Origin of the sequence: Rummeliibacillus sp. SL167, assembly GCF_007896505.1 — a bacterium.
GTDB classification, from domain to species: domain Bacteria; phylum Bacillota; class Bacilli; order Bacillales_A; family Planococcaceae; genus Rummeliibacillus; species Rummeliibacillus suwonensis.
The window spans coordinates 1,759,492-1,782,368 of record NZ_VCBM01000001.1; the positions used below are offsets into that span (position 1 = coordinate 1,759,492).

At 36.6% G+C, this 22,877-nt stretch carries 17 protein-coding genes and 1 riboswitch; all 17 genes read right to left on the bottom strand.

All coding sequences use genetic code 11. The features are described 5' to 3' along the window. Positions 1 to 16: 16 nt before the first annotated feature. The 17 genes from topA to FEZ13_RS08020 all read right to left on the bottom strand — a co-directional run bounded on the left by topA (position 17) and on the right by FEZ13_RS08020 (position 22,877). The gene (gene topA, locus FEZ13_RS07940) at positions 17 to 2,092 is read right to left on the bottom strand and encodes a type I DNA topoisomerase (RefSeq protein WP_146552126.1); all 2,076 of its coding nucleotides are present in this window, start codon (positions 2,090 to 2,092) and stop codon (positions 17 to 19) included. Positions 2,093 to 2,184: 92 nt separating this feature from the next. Beyond that, a complete protein-coding gene (gene dprA / locus FEZ13_RS07945) occupies positions 2,185 to 3,081 on the bottom strand; it encodes a DNA-processing protein DprA (protein WP_146552127.1) in 897 nt (298 codons plus the stop codon). 658 nt (positions 3,082 to 3,739) lie between these two features. After that, complete coding sequence (gene sucD / locus FEZ13_RS07950) at positions 3,740 to 4,642, bottom strand: succinate--CoA ligase subunit alpha (protein WP_146552128.1); 903 nt, start codon at positions 4,640 to 4,642, stop codon at positions 3,740 to 3,742. Positions 4,643 to 4,658: 16 nt separating this feature from the next. Next, positions 4,659 to 5,819, bottom strand: coding sequence for an ADP-forming succinate--CoA ligase subunit beta (gene sucC / locus FEZ13_RS07955; protein ID WP_146552129.1), 1,161 nt, complete (start codon positions 5,817 to 5,819; stop codon positions 4,659 to 4,661). Between the two features lie 1,080 nt (positions 5,820 to 6,899). Continuing rightward, positions 6,900 to 10,334 carry a pyruvate carboxylase gene (gene pyc / locus FEZ13_RS07960; RefSeq protein WP_146552130.1) on the bottom strand — a complete coding sequence of 1,145 codons (3,435 nt, stop codon included), beginning with the start codon at positions 10,332 to 10,334 and terminating at the stop codon, positions 6,900 to 6,902. A gap of 166 nt (positions 10,335 to 10,500) precedes the next feature. Continuing rightward, positions 10,501 to 11,409 carry a methylisocitrate lyase gene (gene prpB / locus FEZ13_RS07965; RefSeq protein WP_146552131.1) on the bottom strand — a complete coding sequence of 303 codons (909 nt, stop codon included), beginning with the start codon at positions 11,407 to 11,409 and terminating at the stop codon, positions 10,501 to 10,503. 12 nt (positions 11,410 to 11,421) lie between these two features. Further along, entirely contained in the window at positions 11,422 to 12,858 is a 1,437-nt protein-coding gene (gene prpD / locus FEZ13_RS07970) for a 2-methylcitrate dehydratase (RefSeq protein ID WP_146552132.1), read from the bottom strand. A gap of 102 nt (positions 12,859 to 12,960) precedes the next feature. Next, positions 12,961 to 14,085, bottom strand: a complete 1,125-nt coding sequence (gene mmgD / locus FEZ13_RS07975) for a citrate synthase (protein ID WP_146552133.1) — start codon at positions 14,083 to 14,085, stop codon at positions 12,961 to 12,963. 189 nt (positions 14,086 to 14,274) lie between these two features. Then, positions 14,275 to 14,475: riboswitch (cobalamin riboswitch) on the bottom strand. An 804-nt stretch (positions 14,476 to 15,279) separates the two neighbouring features. Continuing rightward, positions 15,280 to 15,576, bottom strand: a complete 297-nt coding sequence (locus FEZ13_RS07980; RefSeq protein WP_146549382.1) for an EscU/YscU/HrcU family type III secretion system export apparatus switch protein — start codon at positions 15,574 to 15,576, stop codon at positions 15,280 to 15,282. Continuing rightward, positions 15,573 to 17,672 (bottom strand): hypothetical protein, encoded by a 2,100-nt coding sequence (locus FEZ13_RS07985; RefSeq protein WP_146552134.1) that lies wholly within the window; start codon positions 17,670 to 17,672, stop codon positions 15,573 to 15,575. The genes FEZ13_RS07980 and FEZ13_RS07985 overlap by 4 nt, the downstream gene beginning before the upstream one ends. A gap of 6 nt (positions 17,673 to 17,678) precedes the next feature. Beyond that, positions 17,679 to 18,452 carry a ribonuclease HII gene (locus FEZ13_RS07990; protein WP_146552135.1) on the bottom strand — a complete coding sequence of 258 codons (774 nt, stop codon included), beginning with the start codon at positions 18,450 to 18,452 and terminating at the stop codon, positions 17,679 to 17,681. A 661-nt stretch (positions 18,453 to 19,113) separates the two neighbouring features. Beyond that, on the bottom strand, positions 19,114 to 19,971 hold the full coding sequence (gene ylqF, locus FEZ13_RS07995) for a ribosome biogenesis GTPase YlqF (RefSeq protein WP_146552136.1): 858 nt from the start codon (positions 19,969 to 19,971) through the stop codon (positions 19,114 to 19,116). 18 nt (positions 19,972 to 19,989) lie between these two features. Further along, positions 19,990 to 20,559: a signal peptidase I gene (lepB, locus tag FEZ13_RS08000; protein ID WP_146552137.1), complete on the bottom strand. Its 570-nt coding sequence runs from the start codon at positions 20,557 to 20,559 to the stop codon at positions 19,990 to 19,992. A gap of 107 nt (positions 20,560 to 20,666) precedes the next feature. Beyond that, complete coding sequence (rplS, locus tag FEZ13_RS08005) at positions 20,667 to 21,011, bottom strand: 50S ribosomal protein L19 (RefSeq protein WP_102692685.1); 345 nt, start codon at positions 21,009 to 21,011, stop codon at positions 20,667 to 20,669. Positions 21,012 to 21,137: 126 nt separating this feature from the next. Further along, positions 21,138 to 21,872: a tRNA (guanosine(37)-N1)-methyltransferase TrmD gene (gene trmD, locus FEZ13_RS08010; RefSeq protein ID WP_146552779.1), complete on the bottom strand. Its 735-nt coding sequence runs from the start codon at positions 21,870 to 21,872 to the stop codon at positions 21,138 to 21,140. Continuing rightward, a complete protein-coding gene (gene rimM, locus FEZ13_RS08015) occupies positions 21,872 to 22,393 on the bottom strand; it encodes a ribosome maturation factor RimM (protein WP_146552138.1) in 522 nt (173 codons plus the stop codon). Before rimM ends, trmD begins: the two co-directional genes overlap by 1 nt. A 250-nt stretch (positions 22,394 to 22,643) precedes the next feature. After that, positions 22,644 to 22,877 carry a KH domain-containing protein gene (locus FEZ13_RS08020; RefSeq protein ID WP_146549388.1) on the bottom strand — a complete coding sequence of 78 codons (234 nt, stop codon included), beginning with the start codon at positions 22,875 to 22,877 and terminating at the stop codon, positions 22,644 to 22,646.

Genomic DNA, 22,877 nt, shown 5'->3' on the forward strand with positions numbered 1-22,877 from the left:
GCTTTCTAAAAATACATCATTGTGTAGGTTCTTCTTTATAGTCGCAACTTGTACATTGAACTTGAATTCCCTTTTTAATTTTCTTTTCTACCAATAGTCCATTACATTTTGGACATGGGCGGTTGATCGGTTTATCCCATGATACGAAATCACATTCTGGATAACGATTGCATCCATAAAAAATTCGTTTTGTCTTACTTTTTCTTTCGACAATTTCTCCTTCTTTACATTTTGGACATTTAACGCCGATTTGCTTCATAATTGCCTTTGTATTACGACATTCTGGAAAATTACTACAAGCCATAAATTTTCCGTAACGCCCCAATTTAAAGACCATAGGCGCCCCGCATACTTCACAATCTTCACCTGCAGGTTCATCTTTAATCTCTACTTTTTCCATTGCAATTTCTGCATGTTTCACGTCTTTCTCGAATTTTTGATAGAAATTATCAATAATTTGAACCCATTTAGTATTTCCATCTTCAATACTATCTAAGTCTTTCTCCATTTGAGCTGTAAATTCAATATCAATAATTCCCGGGAAAAATTCAAGCACTAGCGAATGGACAATTTCACCTAGTTCCGTTGGAATAAATCGTTTTGCTTCTAACGAAACATAGCCACGTTTCTGAATAGTATCTAACGTAGGGGCATAGGTGGATGGACGTCCAATTCCAAGTTCCTCCAGTGTTTTAACTAGGCGTGCTTCAGAGAAACGTGGAGGTGGTTGAGTGAAATGCTGTTTAGGTTCGATTTTTAAGCTTTTCACATGATCCCCTTTTTGCAATGGGGGTAAGATTTTATCTTTTTCCTCTTTTTGATCATCTGAACCTTCGATATACAGTTTCATAAAACCAGGAAATTTAACGTTTGAGCCTGAGGCACGAAATACAATCTCCCCATTTTGTAAATCAGCAGTCACCGTATCTAATATAGCTGGAGCCATTTGGCTTGCAACAAATCGATCCCAAATCAAACGATATAAACGTAATTGATCTCTTGATAATACCGTTTTCAATTGATCAGGGTGACGTAATGTACTGGTTGGACGAATGGCTTCATGAGCATCTTGAGCATTTTCCGATTTTTTTGCTTGTTGTGTGATTAAAGTCGTGTACTCTTCACCATAGTTTTGTTCAATATAGTCATGAGCTTCTTTTTTAGCTGTTTCAGAAATACGTGTCGAATCTGTACGCATATAAGTGATTAAACCTACTGTACCTTCTTTACCAATATCAATACCTTCATACAATTGTTGTGCAAGCATCATTGTTTTTCGTGCACGGAAATTCAATTTTCTTGCTGCTTCTTGTTGTAAGGAAGAAGTGGTAAACGCTGGTGATGCATTTCTTTTGCGTTCTCTTTTGACAACCTTAATGACTTCAAAATCTTCACCTTTTATTTGATCAAGAATTTGTTTCACCTGTTGTTCATCTGACAATTTAAGTTTTTCTTTTGTATTCCCATAAAATAGTGCATCAAATGTTTGTTTTCCTTTTTGGAAGCTACCATCGATGGTCCAATATTCTTCCGGTTGGAAATTTTTAATCTCGTTTTCTCGATCAATGATCAAGCGCAGTGCAACCGATTGAACTCGGCCTGCTGATAAACCTTTCTTGACTTTCTTCCATAATAAAGGACTAATGTTATAGCCAACAAGACGGTCTAAAATTCTTCTGGCTTGTTGTGCATCTACTAAGTCCATATCAATTGGACGTGGATGCTTAAATGACTCTTTTATCGCATCCTTCGTAATCTCATTAAATACTACTCGGCAATCTGATTTACTATCGATATTTAGAGCAGTCGCTAAGTGCCAAGCTATTGCTTCCCCTTCGCGGTCTGGATCGGCTGCGAGATAGACTTTTTTTGCTCTCTTGGCTGCCGATTTTAAATCTTGTAATACAGGTCCTTTCCCACGAATCGTTATATATCTTGGTTCGTAATTATTTTCTGTATCAATTCCCATTTGACTTCTTGGCAAATCGCGAACATGTCCAATAGAAGCCTTTACTTTATATTTTTTTCCTAAGTATCGCTCGATTGTTTTTGCTTTTGCGGGCGATTCCACTATAACTAAATAATCTGACATTAAAGTTCCCCCTATAGAGGTGATGTTTCAATTTCAAAAGAATTACCTGTTGCAAAATGTATACCACAAATCCAAAATTTGCAACCTTTTTTTCATTTAGAAAATAAAAATCCTTCTATTTCTTCTATTATTTGATAACCGTTCCATACTGGTGTTGCACCTTCTGCTAACAATTTGTGTGGTCCTTTAGAAAGTTTTTTTGTAATATCACCAGGTACGGCAAAAATAGGTTTACCATTTTCTAAGCCATGATCAATTGTACTGAATGTACCACTTTTTTCTGCTGCTTCTGTGACAAGTATTCCTTCTGAAATACCACTAATAATCCGATTGCGCATCGGAAAATACCATTTTTGCGGTTTCACATATGGTGGATACTCACTAATAAGCAAATGTTCTTTCGCTATTATTTCAGCCAGCTTTCGATTCTCCCGTGGATAAAGGTGAAAGAAACCATGCCCTAATACTGCTATCGTCTGTCCAGCAAAGCGTAATGCTGCTTCATGAGCCATACGATCAGCGCCTTTTGCTAATCCACTTACAATGACATAATCTCTGTCTACTAATGGCGGCACAATATAATTTAATACAGCTTCAGAATAACTTGTAGCTTGCCTTGATCCAACTATAGCAATTCTACGCCAATTCTTCAAAATATCAACTAATCCTTTTGTATAAAGTACAACTGGTGGGTCATATAATGCAAGTAATTTGTTAGGATACATCGGGTGGTGAAAAGGGATGGGGAAGATATTATGTTCTTCATACGCCTGTTTTAAAGGGGATATGAGCGTATGGACATAATTTTCTTGTAAATATTTAGCTTTTTCGACGGATAAATTCAAATATTTTGCGATATCTTGAGGAGACATTCGTTCTAATTTTTGCAATTTCGGATCTACTTTAAGTAATGATTGTAGCCTGTTAAGGGGAACAGGAAATACATAATGTAGTGCAAGTAATCTTTCTGAAAAATTCACATCGAACATAGCTTCCCTCCATTTTTAATTGATAAAAACCCCATTAATTGTTGATTTTTTAACGTAACTCCTAGAACAAATAGTGGCAAATTTTATGCGAAAATAAGCTGTCGAACCAAACTCCTCTGATGAAGTTTTTAGAACAGCCTCACAGGAATATGTTTTCTGCAATGAAACTTGCAAAGCGATGCAGGAAGCAAGCGCAGTGAACAACAAGACACATTGGCTCCCTTGCAGAAGGTGCCTGCCTATAGCGCATATAAATTCAAAAGCTTATACAAATACGCAAAAACAGGTATTTGGATTCATTACAAAAAAGCAGAACTTCATCAAACTGTTAAAAAACTCCATAAAATCTTTTGGATATCCGATATCCTATAGGGTAAAAATCCGCTATATTTTTCGTAGACAAGGAACAAACCGCATCGCTTGCTTATCTCTTACTGGGTTTCACTTTCTTACTTTTTGAATCACAGAAAAGCCCTTTTTCTTCTAAAAAGCAATAAAATTATCTTTCCAATCATCCATTGATATCCAACGTTTTTAATAGTCTTTTGCTTTTTACTAGTCTACTCGGATCTTTACCTGCTTATCAAAAAATTAGCATGATAGGATTTTACTCCTAACATACTATTTTTTACTTTTAAGATAGCCCTTACATTTTATTTTAATGGGTTTTACATTTTTCATATAAGCCTTTTTCTTTAATGACGCGAATAAATGTTTCTCCAATAACAGCCGGTGTTGGAGCTACTTCGATCCCACATTCATTTAACTTTTCGATCTTTTCTTTAGCCGTACCTTTACCACCAGAAATGATCGCTCCCGCATGCCCCATACGTTTTCCAGGAGGTGCAGTTTGACCGCCTATAAAGCCAACGACAGGTTTTGTCATATTTGCTTTAATCCATTCTGCTGCTTCTTCTTCGGCTGTTCCACCGATTTCTCCAATCATAATAACACCATATGTTTCTGGATCAGCTTCAAATTCTTTTAATACGTCTATGAAATTTGTACCATTTACAGGGTCTCCACCAATACCGACTGCTGTTGTTTGACCAAGACCTGCTACTGTTAATTGATAGACTGCTTCATAAGTTAACGTACCAGAACGTGAAACAACGCCTACATGTCCTTTCTTATGAATATATCCTGGCATAATGCCGATTTTACATTCATCTGCTGTCACAACACCTGGGCAGTTTGGACCTATTAAACGTGTTTTCTTGCCTTCCATATAGCGTTTAACTTTGACCATATCCAATACTGGAATATGCTCAGTAATACAGACAACCAAATCTAATTCCGCATCAACTGCTTCAAGAATCGCATCTGCTGCAAATGGAGCAGGAACATAAATAACAGATACATTCGCTCCTGTCTGTTCGACTGCATCAATAACCGTGTTAAATACAGGTACTCCTTCTACGAAAGTACCACCTTTACCAGGTGTCACACCTGCTACTATTTTAGTACCATAATCTAGCATCTGCTTTGTATGGAAAAACGCTGTCGAACCTGTAATACCCTGTACTAATACTTTTGTATCTTTGTTGATATAAATACTCACCCTTTTTCCACCTTTCTTAACCTACAAGTTCTACAATTTTTTGAGCACCATCACCTAAAGAATCTGCAGCAACAATATTCAAGCCTGATTCTTTCAGTAATTTTTTACCTAGGGTCACATTCGTTCCTTCAAGGCGAACTACTAATGGTACACTTAACCCAACCTCTTTTGCAGCTACGATTACTCCTTCTGCAATTACGTCACATTTCATAATACCGCCAAAAATATTCACTAAAATTCCCTTAACATTGGAGTCAGATAAAATAATTTTAAATGCTTCTGTTACTTTTTCAGCAGTTGCACTACCGCCAACGTCTAGGAAGTTTGCTGGATGTCCACCATAATATCCAATTATATCCATTGTGGACATTGCTAAGCCTGCACCATTCACCATGCAGCCGATATTACCGTTTAAAGTAACATAATTTAAATCATATTTTGAAGCTTCGATTTCTTTTGGATCTTCTTCATCAAAATCTCGCAATTCAACGATATCTTTATGTCTATATAATGCATTACTATCAAAATTAAATTTTGCGTCTAATGCCTGCACTTCGTTTTCCCCTGTTATGGCTAGAGGGTTAATTTCTAAGATGGAAGCATCTTTTTCTACAAATGCGTTATACACGCCTAGCATTAGCTTCGCCGTTTTATTAATCAAATGATTTGGAATATTCATATTAAACGCAAGGCGTCTTGCTTGGAATTCAGTAAGACCAACAACTGGATCAACGATTTCTTTAAAAATTTTCTCTGGAGTTGTTGCCGCTACCTCTTCTATATCCATGCCACCTTCTTCTGAGCCCATGACAGTCACTCTTGAAGTGGCCCTATCTACTAAAAAGCTTAAATAATATTCTTTTTTGATATCCGAGCCAGCCTCTATGTATAGACGCTTAACTTTTTTCCCTTCAGGACCTGTTTGATGTGTAACAAGTATTTTTCCTAATAATTCTTTAGCATAAGAACGAACTTCTTCTAAATTTTTAGCGATCTTCACTCCGCCCGCTTTACCACGTCCACCTGCATGGATTTGTGCCTTCACTACTGTAACCTTTGAATCTAATTCCTTGGCTACTTTTACTGCTTCTTCTGGTGAGAAAGCAACTCGACCAGCAGGAACCGCTACCCCATATTGACGAAGTATTTCTTTGCCTTGATATTCGTGGATGTTCACACATTTTCCTCCCATCTTAAATTTCATAATATTATGAAATACATGTATATTGTATATAAATCATAGATTTATGTCCATAGTCTGCCTTATGACATTTTTTCATTAAAAAATAACATATTATACTTAAATTAAATAACTCAACTTTTCTAAAAATTTTAATTAGCTAGTTTTTTAACAAAATATGTAGTCGATGGTGAATTCCATTTCTCTATCAAAGACAAGCAATAGAACCGTTTTAGACAATACGTTGAACCCAAAAACATTGTCACAGAATTCGCCTAAAGAGGATATCTTGTATCTTTTATTTATATTTCTTTTTTAAGCATACTAGCAGAATTTTTTAACTTCAAAATTTTTAGACTTTTTATCATTTTGTACTCTCTTTTGCTATTGTAAATGTTAAAAATAGAATACTAGGGTGGTTTTTTATAGATATGAGTTGTTACTTTATCCTTATATATGTAAGAACTCGCTACCAAATAACTTGGAATTTTACCTGGTTGTCTTTGTTCTACATGGATATACTTCATACAAAGCTCTTTACATAGCTTTGCATGAAGTATGGAAGGATAAAAGTAACACCCATAGCTGACCCTGTTGATGTTTACCTTTGATGATCATTCCTTATTAGAAGAAACAGTCTTTTTAAGGATCATTCATTTTCTGGGAAGTCACTGAAAAACGAGAATATCGTCATTTTTGTTAATAAAAATCCATCTATTCTTTCATTTTATAAACCAAAAACCGATCTTATCACGTTGGGGGGTGAATTCATTTTTCAGTGGCTCCCATTTCTGTTGCGTGAGGACGTCTGGCATTTGTATGGATCTTTAGCTGCTCTCTAATAAGTTTTTCGTAATTTAATTGAAGAAAGATAAAAGTCTTTTAGATTGTCCTTGCAAGCCTTTATAACCCTTAAATTTAAAAGTATGCAACATATTCAATAAGTATGTTTTTTATATGTTTAAAATGAACTTTTTTTGTATAATTAACGCTATTACTTTATGTTTATTCATTCGAGTTGGGGAGCTCAATGTTTTGTATAAAATAATAGGTTATATTAAAAAGAATCGCTTATAATTATGAAAGTTCAATTAGTAAGTCATCTACTTCAATCGAATCACCGTTTTGTACGTAGATATCCTTAATCACACCATTAAATGGGGCTTGAATCGTTGTTTCCATTTTCATCGCTTCTGTAATGAGTAAATGATCACCCTGCTTAACTTTTGTACCAACATCAACAAGGACTTTCAAAACTGTACCTGGCATTGTTGCACCAATATGTTTTTTATTTTTAGCATCTGCTTTCAATGATTGCTTGATATTGGTTTGAATATTTTCGTCTTTTACACGAATAGTACGAGCTTGACCATTCAATTCAAAATAAACAACGCGTGTACCATCGTTAGCAGCTTCACCAATCGAAACTAACTTGATAAAGAGTGTCTTTCCTTTTTCAATTTCAATACTTATTTTTTCACCAATACGCATTCCAAATAAAAAGGTAGGCGTATCTAAGATGGAAATATCGCCAAAGTGCTTAAACGTTTCAACATATTGCAAAAAGACTTTTGGATAAAGTGCATATGCTGTCACATCATGGGCAGTTGGTTGTTCTTTCATTTCTTTTGCTAATTCTTGTTGCAAAGCATCAAAATCAACTGGTTTCAATAATTCACCTGGTCTTACGTTAATAGGCTCTTTGCCTTTCAAAATGATTTTTTGCAATTCCTTTGGAAAACCACCAGTAGGTTGTCCAAGGTATCCTGAAAAGAGTTCAATAACTGAATCTGGAAAATCAATTGTTTTTCCCTTTTCAAAAATATCATTTTCTGTTAAGTTATTTTGCACCATAAACAGTGCCATATCACCGACCACTTTAGAAGAAGGTGTAACTTTGACAATATCACCAAACAATAAGTTAACTCGGCGATACATGTCTTTTACTTCATTCCAACGCTCACCTAATCCAACAGCTTTTGCTTGTTGACGTAAATTACTAAATTGACCTCCTGGCATCTCGTGACGATATACTTCCGTATTGGATGCTTTCAAACCACTTTCAAAATCGCTATAGTAGGTTCTTACATCGCTCCAATAGGCGGAAAGCTCTTCTAATGCATCGATGGATACGTCGGGCCGACGTTTATGATCTTCTAAAGCATAATATAACGTTTGGATATTCGGTTGTGATGTCAATCCTGATAATGCACCAATAGCTGTATCGACAATATCAACACCCGCATCAATGGCCTCTTTATAGGTCAAAATACCATTGCCGCTCGTATCATGCGTATGCAGATGAATTGGAAGATCAACAGTTTCTTTTAATTCGGAAATTAAACGCTGTGCAGCAGATGGTTTTAATAAACCTGCCATATCTTTAATCCCTAGAATATGCGCACCTGCTTGTTCTAGGGATTTTGCCATTTTTTTATAATAATCAATATTATATTTGGCGCGCGCTGGATCATTCAGATCTCCTGTATAACAAATAGAAGCTTCTGCAATTTTGTTAGCATTGCGTACAGCATCAATTGCTACTTCCATACTTGTTACCCAATTCAAGCTATCGAAAATGCGGAATACATCGACTCCCGCTTCAGCGGATTGTTTTACAAATCGTTGAATGACGTTATCTGGATAATTTTTATATCCAACAGCATTGGATGCTCGTAACAACATTTGTAAAAGAGTGTTCGGTGCTAACTTTCTAATTTCTTCTAGTCTTTTCCATGGATCTTCTTTTAAAAAGCGATACGCCACATCAAAGGTAGCACCACCCCATACTTCCATCGAAAAAAGATTGGGTAATAATTCAGCAGTTGGCTTTGCAATCGTCCATAAATCTTTCGAGCGAACACGTGTTGCCAATAATGACTGATGTGCATCACGAAATGTAGTATCTGTTAATAATATACGTTGTTGTTCTTTAACCCAATCGGCAACTGCATTTGGTCCCTGTTCATCTAAAATATGCTTGGCACTTGGAGAAAGAGTAGCTAAAGCCTTTGATTTTGGAATGACAGGTACATCAAAATGCGGTTTTGGTCTCTTTTCGACCCCTGGGAATCCATTTACTGTGACATTCGCAATATAGGAAAGAATTTTTGTCCCACGATCTTTTCTTTTTGAAAAAGTAAAAAGTTCAGGTGTATCACCTATGAAGGATGTATCATAGGAACCACTTAAAAAATGAGGATGTTGTACGACATTTTCTAAAAAAGGTATATTCGTTTTTATACCTCGAATTCGAAATTCACGCAGATTTCGAAGCATTTTAGCAGCAGCTTGCTTAAAGGTAACAGCATGCGTTGATACTTTTACGAGCAATGAATCATAATACGGCGTGATGACAGCGCCCTGGAATGCGTCGCCCGCATCGATTCGTACACCAAAGCCTCCACCAGAACGATAGACTGCAATTCGTCCTGTATCTGGCATAAAATGATTAAGTGGATCTTCAGTTGTTATACGGCATTGAATGGCAAAACCATGTGTCTGAATATTTTTCTGCTCTGGAATATTGATCATATCACCATGCAATGTATGACCTTCTGCAATTAAAATTTGCGTTTGCACAATATCAATATCTGTAATCATTTCCGTAATGGTATGTTCAACTTGTACTCTTGGGTTTACTTCGATAAAGAAGAATTCATCTCCTGATACCAAAAATTCAACCGTACCAGCATTAACATATTGAACATTTTGCGCTAATTGAACAGCAGCTTGACAAATGTCCTGACGTAAACGATGCGATAATGAGACAGAAGGTGCTACTTCCACTACTTTTTGATGTCGGCGCTGTACAGAGCAATCGCGCTCATACAAGTGAACAATATTGCCATGTTTATCTGCCAAAATTTGCACTTCGATATGCTTAGGATGATCGACATAGCGCTCCACGTATACTTCATCATTGCCAAATGCTGCTTTTGCCTCCGACTTCGCACGTGTATAAGCTTCTGCTACCTCGTCTGCATTATGCACAATACGCATACCACGTCCACCGCCACCAAGCGATGCTTTAATAATAATTGGATAACCATATTGTTCACTAAAAGCAAGTACTTCTTCTAAAGAAGACACAGGACCATCACTGCCGGGAATAACTGGAATGCCCGCTCGTTTAGCTTGTTCTTTGGCTTTCACTTTATCTCCGAACATATCTAAATGTTTTGTATCTGGGCCGATAAAAATAATTTCTTCTTCTTCACAGCGCTTTGCAAACTGAATATTTTCAGATAAGAAGCCATATCCAGGATGAATCGCGTCCGCTCCACTTAACTTAGCAATCTGTAAAATATTTTCAATATCCAAATAAGCATCGATTGGTTTTTGATGTTCTCCTACTAAATAAGATTCATCAGCTTTGTAACGGTGGTAAGATCCGGTATCCTCTTTTGAATAAATTGCTACAGTTTTGATATTCAACTCATCACATGCACGGAAAATGCGAATGGCAATTTCCCCTCTGTTAGCTACTAATACTTTATGAATTTTTTTCATGTTACCACCTGTTCCTTTTTCAATAGGGGCTAGCTTTTATTTGAGCGAATCATTAAAAATGGTTTTCCAACGTAGTTGCTTCTGATGATTTGCTACTCTTTTTTATTTTAAGTACTAGCCTTTGAGCAATCATGCCTTGGTTTCATATGAGGAGAACACCAAATGATTATTGTCCCTTTGATAAAATGGTTTTCGAAATATTCTTATCTAAAGCTTCAAAATCATCATATGAAATGGTTTCATATAACTCACTGCGCGGTTGCATATCTTTCAATGCTTCTTTTTGTGTACCTTCTTCTTTAATTAATTGGAATACACGCTCATAAGCCTTTGCTGCCACACGCATAGATGTTACAGGGTAAATGACCATTTGATAGCCCATTTTTTCAAATTCTTCTACGGTATAGTACGGTGTTTTTCCGAATTCAGTCATATTTGCTAACAATGGTATATCTATTTCTTGAGAAAATTGTTTGAATTCTTCTTCATCCTGAAGAGCCTCTGGGAAAATAGCATCCGCACCCGCTTCAATATAAGCTTTTGTACGTGTGATTGCTTGATCTAGACCTTCTACAGCACGTGCATCTGTTCGCGCAACGATGACAATCGATGGTGCTACTTGTTTAATCATTTGGATTTTTTGTACCATTTCATCTTGAGTCACTAATTTTTTCCCGTTGAGATGGCCGCATTTTTTCGGTAAATCTTGGTCTTCTATTTGAACGGCAGCAACACCCGCTTCTTCCATTTCACGAGCTGTTCGTGCAACATTTAGCACACCGCCAAATCCTGTATCAATATCTACAAGAAGTGGTAAATTTGTCGCGCGAATAATTTCACGCGCGCGATCTGCTACTTCATCTGAATTAACGATTCCTAAATCAGGTAAACCACGACTTGCCGTATAAGCTGCTCCTGATAAATAGAGCGCTTCAAATCCTGCTTTTTTAGCCATTAACCCAGCCATCGCATCATGTGCGCCAGGAATTTGTAAAATGCTAGATTGTGCTATTAATTCACGAAATTTCGTTGCAAGTTCCTTTTGAGAAACAGGTTGGTTTACAATCCATGCCATAAAAATCCCTCCTTAAATTGTAAATAAATCAACAAACTCATTCACATTCATCGATTCAACTTTTTCTTTGTCTAAACATACATCTTGGATTTGTTTCAATTGTTTTGAAGCAAATTTCGTTGCCATATTGGCATTGAACTTTTCAATAATTTTAGGGAATGCTTCTTGGCGACGGAAACGATGTCCTAATGGATATTCGCATACTACTAATTCGGATGATGTACCATCTTTGTAGAATATTTGAACAGCATTTGCGATGGAACGTTTTTCTGGATCTAAATAATCGATCGTATATTGTTCTTTTTCCACTGTATACATTTTGTCACGTAATGCGTCAATTCGTGGATCTGCAGCTGCTTCATCTTCATAATGATCCGCTGTAACATCGCCATATAATAAACCTACAGCCGTAATATATTGAATACAGTGGTCACGATCAGCTGGGTTATTTAAAGGTCCTTCTTTATCGATGATACGAATAGCAGACTCATGAGTTGTAATTTGAATTTTATCAATATCGTCTAAACGATCTTTTACTTCATCATGTAGAGCAACAGCACATTCTGCAGCAGTTTGTGCATGGAATTCAGCTGGGTAGGATACTTTAAATAGCACATTTTCCATTACATAAGATCCAAATGGACGTGCCAATTTTAATTCTTTTTTATGAAACAACACATCTTGGAAGCCCCAATCTGGTGCAGACAATGCAGTTGGATAACCCATTTCGCCTTTGACAGCCATCATCGCTAAATGTACAGCACGACTCGTTGCATCTCCTGCTGCCCATGATTTACGAGAACCTGTATTTGGTGCATGACGATACGTACGTAAGCTAGAATTATCGATCCATGCATTAGAAAGGGCATTGATGATTTCTTGACGGGTTCCACCTAAAGCTTTTGTCACAACAGCTGTTGTTGCCACTTTTACATATAGAACATGGTCAAGTCCTACACGGTTTAAGCTATTTTCAAGTGCTAGTACACCTTGAATTTCATGTGCTTTAATCATCATTTCCAAAACGTCTTTTACTTTTAATGGTTCTTTACCTTCTGCTACATGAACACGACTAATATAATCTGCTACAGCTAAAATACCACCTAAATTATCAGATGGATGGCCCCATTCTGCTGCAAGCCATGTGTCATTATAATCGAGCCAGCGAATCATACAACCAATATTAAACGCACCTCTTACAGGATCTAAGACATAAGATGTTCCTGGAACATGTGTACCATTAGGAACAATCGTACCAGGTACAACAGGGCCTAATAGTTTCGTACATTCAGGATATTGTAGTGCTAAAATCCCACAACCTAATGTATCGATTAAAACATAACGTGCCGTTTCAAACGCTTCCGTACTTTTGATCTCAGTATCTAATACATAGTCGGCAATATTTTCTAAAATCTGATCTGTCTTTTTAATGTCATTTGTTTTAATCATAGACTATCTTCCTTTTTTAATAATTTTTTTGTATAATACATTGTGTGCGTTCTGGCCAACGCACACAATGGGCGAGTTTAATAACTTTAAATTTTGATTTGACTAAGCTTGTTTGACGTTATGACGCTCGCCTGTATAAATAACACGAGGTCTAAATAAGCGGTTGTTTTCATGTTGTTCGATGACATGAGTACATAAACCAGCTGTTCTTGAACTGAAGAAAATCGGTGTATATAGCTCGATCGGTAAGCCTAACATATAGTAAACAGGCGCTGCATAGTAATCAAGGTTTGGATATAATCCTTTTTCTTCTTTCATTATAGCCTCTCCAGCTTCACCCATGCGGTATAAAAGATCGTCGCCTTTTGCATCACATAATTTACGTAATGCCTGTTTCATAATTAAAGCTCTTGGGTCCATTTTTTTCATATATACACGATGACCGAATCCCATGATTTTTTCTTTCTTTGCTAATTTACTCTTTAAAAGCTTTTCAAAACCTTCAACGGTTTTAGCTTCCAATAGCATATGCATAACCGCTTCGTTCGCCCCACCATGAAGATTACCTTTTAGAGAAGCAACCGCACCTGTTAATGCACCATATAAATCCGATTGTGTAGAGGCAATAACGCGTGCTGTAAAAGTCGAATTAGGCATTTCGTGCTCGCTATAAAGAATAAGCGATTGGTCGAAAATTTCTTCTTCTGTTTTCGTTGGTTTTTTGCCTGTAATCATATAGTAAAAGTTCGCACTGTAAGATAATGATACATCTGGTTCAACTACTTCTTGGTTATTTAATACACGATAACTATTGGCTACAATGTTTGGCATGCTACCAAGTAACTTATATGCGCGTTCTAAATTTGTATGGAAGGAGCGATCATCGATTTTAGGATCGAATCCTGCTAATGAAGAGATACCTGTACGTAATCCGTCCATTGGATGTGTATCTTTTGGTAACAATTTGAAAATATCAATAATTTCATATGGAATAGCATAGTTCGCTTTTAATTTATTTTCTAATGCTACTTTTTCATCTTTTGATGGCAGTTGACCAAGCAACAATAAGTTAACGATATCTAAATAAGTATATTTCTTCGACAAATCGATTAGATCATAGCCTCTTATGACAATTTGGCTCTCTACGGTATCTAATACAGAAATTTTTGTTTCTGCCGCAATAACCCCATCCAAACCCGGTGAGTAATTTTTTTCCACAGTTTTCAACCCCTTGTTTTAATAAAATCAATAGTAAGCGTTTACATTTATCGTGTTCTGATAAATAAAAACTTAAAATAAAGCACAAAAAAACAACTCCTATTCCGTACATTTTAGAAGTTGTTACAAACGATAGCACAACAAATAAACATGTGTATCATTGGCCTCGACATAACACCTCCCCATCCGCGTGGTTAATTGATGCTTTATTTCTTGGCAGGTCTCCTGGCTTATGATCAACATTTGCAGACACCTTCCCATTTGACAAAGTCAAACAGTGGTCAACATCTACAAACTCCCAAATACAGTTGCGGGACAGCGTTGGATTTTCACCAACTTCCCTTTTAAGCAAATGATAAATCTTCATTTCTCATCTGCACCAAAAAATGTGGCGTATTCAATTCTATAACTAACATTATCAGAATATTTTTTGCTTTTCAATAAAAGATTTTAACTATTTCTAAACTTAACAATGAAAAAATCGATTAATATAGTTAATTTGATTTATAAGATAGAATATTAATGCTTATTTTATTTTTCAGAAAATTGTTGCCGTTATGGTTCAGGCGTTTTATGAAAATAGTTTTGGAATAATGTTCCGCTTACACATGGGAGGATTTTCTTCATCCCCCACTTTATATGAACTGCTCCAATCAATCCTTTTACAAGCAGTTGTTCCACATTTCTCCTGCTTGATTTCATCTTGATATATAAGCCTTATTACCTGTTCATATAGAATTAAAATATACTAACCTAAAGTAAACAGGATATTTTTTCTATTCAATTGAATCAATTTTCATAAGTCTCTTCTTTCTTGAAAACATGAACATTCAGATTTATATGTTACGATCAGGATGTTGTTTTCCATGACTTTGCTTCAATTCCCTCGTTTCAACACGCTTTTGGGTCCATTGTTTCTTCCCCATTGAAAGCTAAAACTAAACAAAAGAATTATTTTCGAATAGAATAATTGTACTTTTCTTTTAAGCTTTACACTGTAAAATTAAATTATTTACAATATTTATATTTTATCGGGATGTTGATTAAAAAAACAGAACAAACATGTAGGCATAAATCCGAGAACTTCCCTATTACTAACTATCCTTTATCTTGATTCGGCAAATGTTTTATGCGGCAAAAGCGTAGTAGCAGGAACAAATCCTTTTTTTCCGAAAGCGCAGCGGCAGGTACAGAAGCCCCCCTCTAAAGGTGGTGAGATAAGTGTTTTTCATGTAATTGATCTAGGCGATAGATGAAAGCAAATACTTCTGCAACAGCTTGATAAAGTTCTTCTGGAATAGTTTCATTTAAATCTAATTGTCCTAATAATTGAACAAGATTTGGATCTTCCTGAATAGGTATATTATGTGTTTTTGCTTGCTCCAATATATTTTCAGCAATCTTTCCCTTCCCTTTTGCAATAACTTTTGGTATATCGCTATTTATAGGGTTATAGGACAGTGCAACTGCTTCTTTTCTCGTTTGTTGTTTTTCATTCATATTCGTATATCGACTCCTTGGGTACGTTCTTCTGATGTCGATGATTTTGGTGTCGTTCTTTGTGAATGCTCTGTTGAATATTTTTTGATAAAAACACCTGAAAGTTGATAATTATGTTGCGAAAGCCCCATTTTGAGAGTTGTTTTTAAAGAATCGGCTAAAGCTTTCAAATGATCATTTTCATTGTATACTGTCACTGTGACAATACGACTTTGCACTTGCATATCGATCACAGTTTCTTGAATGGAACTAAGCTGTAAATAAAAAAGTATACGAGCATAATCTGCGTCGATCTTCCCATCTTTTTTCATACGACCATTCCATTGTAATGTTGCCTCTGTCTTTTTTCCAAAGAATTCTAGTGGTACTTGCATAATTAATTGATGTTGGGGGCCATTTTCCCCTGATAAATACTGCATGCCATTCATCCTAGCCACTATCTGATCCGCCACACTTTTTGTCGTACTGGATACAGAATCATCTTGTAATAGACCTAATAATTGCGGTTTTAATTGGTTGGCAACTTGTTGAATATCGTTCGATTTATCTATTAATTTTGCTTCATAACTTAACCCTAAATTTTGCAAGGTTTGTTTGATAGCTGATTCAAAAGCCTTACTGTCGAGCTGCTGTGCCAATTGTTGCTCCGTTTGACTAAACATTTGTTGAAGGACTTCTGATTTTGAATTCATTGTTTGTTGCATTAGTTTCGTCAATAGCTGTTCGCTGGATTCGTTGGCATTTAGAATTTGCACCAATTGCTGTTTTGCTGTCATGCCGGATACATCTGTTTGAAATGGTTGTAGTTGAGCTGACTCACTAAAAGCCTTTAACAATTGGCTTTGAAAATCCTTCGCCAAAGCTTGAATGGACTGTGGTGTACTCTTCTCAACATCAAACTTTTCTAGTACTTGCAGTAATCCTTCTTTTTGTGTTGCTGATAACAAAGATTGCCCTTGAATAACCGTTTTGAGCTGTGATAGTAATCCATTTATATCCTTGGGGGATGCTGAATTCAGTGAATTTAACAACTGCACGGGTGATTTCACCGTTTGCTGAAGCACTGTTTGAACCTCTTTTACAGTTGCTTGTAAATTCTGTATGGTTGGTTGTGCAAGCGCCTTGGCAATAGCCTGTTGTATCGTTAGCTTTTGAGCATCTGATAGTAATGCATTTTGTTGCACAGATTCTTTCACCTGTGGCAATAATGCTACCACTTCCTTCGCATGACCAGCTTGAACTTGAGAAAAAAATTGTTGCCATAACCGATCGCTAGTTGATGGTTGTAATAGCGTTGTACCCCCATTAAACAAATTTGCATTTTTTGGCATAATTCCTGCTTCTTTTAAGATCTGCAAAATGGCTGCCTTTTCTGTTAAAGAAGATGATGGGGTTGATAAAAGATCGATCATTTTGGCTAATAATACGCCACCCGTTTCTACGGCAAGGGGTTTACTGACCATTTGCAATTGATTTAAAAGCTGTTCACGTATTGCTTGAGGAATGGATTCATCTTGTAATAATAACTGCTGTAGATTTCCTAAAGCCTCTGTAAAGCCTTGTTTCATACTTCCTTGTAAAATAGCTTGGAATGTATCCTGCTGTATCGGTAATTTTAACTCTACTAATTTTTGCAAAACATTTAATGCTTCTTTAGAAGTGACTGTTTCAGGCAATGTTTTGATGATTTGCTCTGCTTGTTGCATCTGATCCCTAGTAATGGGCAAATTATTTTTCAAAAAATAAGAAGCTAATTGTTTCATCTCAGTTGTTTGTGGCAATTGCAAAGAGTCGAGCAACTGATGGACTTGTTGTGCTAGAGATGCTGACGGGGACATCGGTCCTGACACCACTTTGAGTTGTAGATCTGGTTCTACTCCTGATACTTGGAAATAATGTGAATTTCCAGCTTGTAGAGGCACTTCTAGTTTTGCCATTACACGTTGTCCACCAATTTGAACCTCTGCCATTTGGTCTGGATATAGTTGTTTAATCGTCCCATGAATAACTTGTCCCTGTTTTAGAGCTAATGAATGATCGTTCATTGATCCATTTATTTGTTGCAGCTGAACTGATGATAGCGAAGGATAATTCAATTTTTTTCATCCTTTCTGAAGAATCATAGATTTAATCGGTTCAAAGGTTTTACGATGGATTTCAGTAGGTCCATATTGTCGTAATGCCTCTAAATGTTGTTTTGTCCCATATCCTACATGCTTTTCAAAACCATACTCTGGATATTTTTCAGCCATTTTCTCCATATAATGATCTCTTGCTGTTTTCGCAAGAATGGAAGCCGCAGCAATTGCTAGACTTTTAGCGTCTCCTTTTATAATCGACTTTTGTGGAACATTTATCGATAATGTCATAGCATCTGCTAATATAAAATCTGGTTTTCTACAAAGAGTTTCGATGGAAGCTTTCATCGATTGTTTTGTGGCTTCATATATATTTATTTCGTCAATCACACTTGCAGGTTGAAAATGAATAGATGTAGCAATCGCACATTCTTTGATTTTTTCGATAAAACTTTCTCTTGCTTCTTTTGATAATTGTTTTGAATCATTCAATCCTACGAGTGTCGGACAATCCTCAGGTAAAATGACAGCTGCTGTAACAACAGGGCCTGCTAATGGGCCACGTCCTGCTTCATCTGTACCTGCAATAAGTGCATGTGGAAAAGGTCTATACGAGTTATCAAAATCAAGTTTCTTCTTATGCTCTGATAATAAATGATCATATTTCGCTTTACGATGCTGCCATTGTTCCAATGCTTTTTTAACGCCTTGTCTTGTATCCTTTTCTAACGCAGTCATCCAAGGTTTCCATTCAGACTCTTTTAATAATGCTTCTTTCACTTCTTTTATGGTAGTCACTGAAAAATCTCCTTTATCCCGCTTTAACGAGCAGTAAGACCCCCTTTTCAAGGTTTAGAGAGAAATGAAAAAGATAGTTGGGGGGCAACTGCCCGTATAAGTCCGATTGGTTCAACTAACCATCAGTGGGGGATGAAGAAAACCCCCACTTGATGGAGTTTCACTTTATCCCGCTTTAACGGGCAGTAAGACCCCCATCTCAAGATTTAGAGAGAAATGAAAAAGATAGTTGGGGGGCCAACTGCCCGTATAAGTCCGATTGGTTCAACTAACCATCAGTGGGGGATGAAGAAACCCCCCACTTGATGGAGTTTCACTTTATCCCGCTTTAACGGGCAGTAAGATTCCTATCTCAAGATTTAGAGAAAAACAAGAAAGATAATTGGGGAATCAACTGCCTGTAAAAGTCCGATTGGTTCGGACCAACAGGATGTTGGTCCCTCAGGTGTTGCCACAGGACGTGGCGCTTTTAACCTGAGTTCCTCTAGTTCAAGTGAGGGAGAAGAACCCCCCACTGATGGAGTTTCACTTTATTGATATTCTTTTTATCGGCAATCTTTTTTTAAAATGCAGAAAAAACCTTCTTTACCCTATGGTAAAAAAGGTTGATTTTTATCCCGCGGTAATAGATTGTAAAGCTCCCATTGTGTGGAGTTTTACTCTATTGGGCAAAGTTTTCTACAAAATCAAAGGTTAGCTTACCGAGCTGTTGACCACGTATATCACGTACAATAAGTTCAGCTACTTGATCATAATCTATTTCGCCACCAGATATGTAAACGCGACGTAATTTTCCAATATGGTCAAAAGTCTCGACAATGTCATCACTCAAGATAGAAATTTGATAGCGCTCTTCCATTCTTCCTGGATAGTGCTTGCTCAAAAATTTCAGACCATAAATAGCAAGATCGTCCATATTGGTAATGGTGTCTTTTATAGCACCTGTCAAAGCCAATTTATAACCAACCTCTTGATCTTCAAATTTAGGCCATAAAATTCCTGGTGTATCAAGTAATTCAAGTTCCTTACCGACCTTTATCCATTGCTGCGATTTCGTAACACCAGGTGTATTACCTGTTTTAGCAATATTTTTTTTAGCTAGGCGATTAATCAGTGTTGATTTCCCCACATTGGGAATGCCAACAATCATGGCACGAATGGCTCGTGTCTTTAAGCCTTTCGCTTTCATACGTGCCCATTTATCAGCTAATAACTCTTGAGCAGCTTTTGTCACTTGTTTCAAACCTTTTCCATCTAATGAATTTATGGCAATTGCCTTATGACCTTGTTGCTCAAAATAAACAAGCCATTTTTTGGTTTGTACTTCATCTGCCATATCAGCCTTGTTTAATATTAATAATTTTGTTTTTTGATGAATGATCTCATCAAGCATCGGATTTCTGGATGACATTGGAAGACGTGCATCTATTAACTCAAAAATAATGTCGACAAGTTTTAAATTTTCCGTAACTTGTCTACGTGCCTTAGCCATATGTCCAGGAAACCATTGTATCGTCAACTTATTCACTCCTATTTGTTAATTCACTTTACCCATTTGATCAAATGGCCAAAAAACAATATTTGTTTTACCAATAATTTTATCAACGGAAACGATCCCAATATGGCGGCTATCTTTACTATAACGGCGATTATCTCCCATAACAAAAACATAGCCTTTTGGAATGGTATCCCCATGTACATTTGGAATATCTTTCAGTGAAAAGTCTTCTGTTAAAGTGCCACCATCCGTAATTTCGTTTTTAAATTTTTGCAAGTAGGGTTCATCAATCGCTTTGCCATTTATATAAAGCTGATCGTTTTTATAAACTAACTTATCACCAGGTAAACCAATGACTCGTTTAATATAATCCTTTTTCTCTGGCGCATGAAATACAACAATATCAAATCGATGGATATCTCCAATGCGATAACCGAATTTATTGACAATCATACGATCACCATTTTCAAGAGTAGGCATCATCGACTCACCATCAACCACAATTGGTGTAAAAAGTAGGTATCGAATTCCGGCTGCAAGTGCAAATGCAATGATCAGTGCTTTTGTCCATTCCCACAACTCATTCTTTTCTTTTTTTTGCTTCTCCATCATCGACGTCCCCCTTGACTTTTCTCCTTATATTGTACAAGGATTTATCATTTCAGGCAAAAAGAAAGAGAGCTTGAAATGCAAGCTCTCCATCTTTAAAAGTAAGCTTATCGAATTTCTTTAATACGAGCAGCTTTACCACGTAAGTTACGTAGGTAGTATAATTTAGCACGACGTACTTTACCACGACGAGTTACTTCTAGTTTAGCGATTTTTGGAGTGTGTAATGGGAATGTACGTTCAACTCCAACACCGTAAGAAATTTTACGAACTGTGAAAGTTTCACTAATACCGCCACCACGACGTTTAATAACTACACCTTCATATACTTGGATACGTTCGCGAGTACCTTCGACTACTTTAACGTCGATTTTTACTGTATCACCAGCACGGAATGCAGGGATATCAGTACGAAGTTGTTCTTTCGTAATTTCTGAAATAATATTTGACATTGTTTTCTCTCCTTAGACAGATGCTCTTGCAGGTCACTGTGGTTGCTACAGCGGAACACCGTAATACGACATCTCCGCAGAAATGCAACTTAAATATTAGCATACATTTAATCCTCTTGCAAGTGTTTATACTTTACAGTTTTTAAGCTTTGCTAAATATTTTTGCTGTTCAGGTGTTAGCTCTATATGTTCCAATAAATCAGGTCTCCGCTGAAATGTACGCTTTAATGATTGTTCCATTCTCCATTGTTCAATTTTTGCATGATTGCCAGATAATAATACATCCGGTACTTTCATTCCTCGAAAGTTTGCAGGGCGTGTATAATGCGGATGTTCAAGTAATCCCGTAGAGAAAGAATCGAGTACCGGTGAATCATCATTACCGAGAACACCAGGGAGTAATCGTACAACACTATCGATGATGGTCATAGCCGCTAATTCGCCACCAGTTAAGACAAAATCACCAATGGATAGCTCGTCTGTCACTAAAAATTGGCGAATCCGTTCATCGTACCCTTCATAATGGCCGCAAACAAAAATCAACTCTTCCTCTTTTGCTAATTCCTCAGCTTTCGCTTGTGTATAGCGTTCTCCTTGTGGGCACATTAGAATAACACGCGGTTTCTTTTCTCCCGCTACAAGCGCTTCTACAGCGTTAAATAACGGTTCTGGTTTTAATACCATCCCCGCTCCTCCACCATAGGGATAATCATCTACTTGAGCATGTTTGTTATTAGAGAACTGTCTAAAATCAGTTACTAATAATTGCACAGCTTCTTTTTCTTGTGCTTTTTTTAAAATAGAAGACCCGAATACCCCAGTAAACATCTCAGGGAATAAAGACAATACGTGAATTCTCATCATGACAATAACCCTTCTATTACTTCAATCACAATTTTCTTTTCATCAATATCAATTTCCTTGATAAACTCATCTACAACTGGAATATAGTGGTCTTTGCCATCCAATCCTTTAACAGTCCATACATCGTTTGCAGCTGTTTCGAAGATTTCCTTCACTTTTCCAATTTCATTTCCTTGTTGATCATATACGGTACATCCAACTATTTCATGATAATAGAATTCATTATCTTGTAGCTTATCTTCCTCAAGTTGTTGTTCATTTACTTTTAATAGGCCATCCCGAAAGGATTCTACATCGTTGATAGTAGGATAGCCTTCAAATGATAGAAGAATAAAGTTTTTGTGCTGGCGAGAAGAAGCAATTGTAAGTAACAAGGGCTTTTCTTCACCTTTTTTAAAAAGACCTAACTGTTGACCAACCACATATCTTTCTTCTGGAAAATCAGTTTGGGAAATAACACGGACTTCTCCACGAATACCGTGAGTATTGACAATTTTTCCTACGTTATACCATTCCATAATGTTCACCTCTTCAATATGTAGATCCATGCAAACGAGTGCTCTTCTACTAAGCGTTCCTGTTCATATCAAATGTTTGCGATAAACGGAAACTTTCATCTTTACCTGCAAATTACCGTTTTTCTTATGCTATTCACACTAAAATCTTGGACTTTTCCACTTAACCTTAAAAGTCAGCTGATATAAACAAGCAAAGAATACTAGCAACTATATAAAAAAGGAAGGAACGTTTGCTCCTCCCTCGTTTGTTTTAATCTAGAATATCGATATAAGTCTTTTTCTTATGATGGCTGCCTGCGGCTGAGTAAACAATTGTTCGAATTGCTTTAGCAACTCGCCCTTGCTTGCCAATGACCTTTCCGATATCACTAGGATGTACAGAAAGTTTATAAACGATACAATGGTCGTTTTCGTCAGTTATAATTTTCACATCATCTGGATGGTCGACTAAAGGTTTTACGATTGTTTCAATCAGCTGCTGCAT

Excerpts from the sequence above, each read along its gene's own strand:
- trmD (WP_146552779.1), bottom strand. The coding sequence starts at position 21,872 with ATGAGAATTCACGTATTGTCTTTATTCCCTGAGATGTTTACTGGGGTA.
- rplS (WP_102692685.1), bottom strand. The coding sequence starts at position 21,011 with ATGTCAAATATTATTTCAGAAATTACGAAAGAACAACTTCGTACTGAT.
- FEZ13_RS08020 (WP_146549388.1), bottom strand. The coding sequence starts at position 22,877 with ATGCAGCAGCTGATTGAAACAATCGTAAAACCTTTAGTCGACCATCCA.
- topA (WP_146552126.1), bottom strand. The coding sequence starts at position 2,092 with ATGTCAGATTATTTAGTTATAGTGGAATCGCCCGCAAAAGCAAAAACA.
- FEZ13_RS07980 (WP_146549382.1), bottom strand. The coding sequence starts at position 15,576 with ATGAATGAAAAACAACAAACGAGAAAAGAAGCAGTTGCACTGTCCTAT.
- dprA (WP_146552127.1), bottom strand. The coding sequence starts at position 3,081 with ATGTTCGATGTGAATTTTTCAGAAAGATTACTTGCACTACATTATGTA.
- prpD (WP_146552132.1), bottom strand. The coding sequence starts at position 12,858 with ATGATTAAAACAAATGACATTAAAAAGACAGATCAGATTTTAGAAAAT.
- rimM (WP_146552138.1), bottom strand. The coding sequence starts at position 22,393 with ATGGAATGGTATAACGTAGGAAAAATTGTCAATACTCACGGTATTCGT.
- pyc (WP_146552130.1), bottom strand. The coding sequence starts at position 10,334 with ATGAAAAAAATTCATAAAGTATTAGTAGCTAACAGAGGGGAAATTGCC.
- lepB (WP_146552137.1), bottom strand. The coding sequence starts at position 20,559 with ATGGAGAAGCAAAAAAAAGAAAAGAATGAGTTGTGGGAATGGACAAAA.
- prpB (WP_146552131.1), bottom strand. The coding sequence starts at position 11,409 with ATGGCATGGATTGTAAACCAACCTGTTTCTCAAAAGGAACTTGCAACG.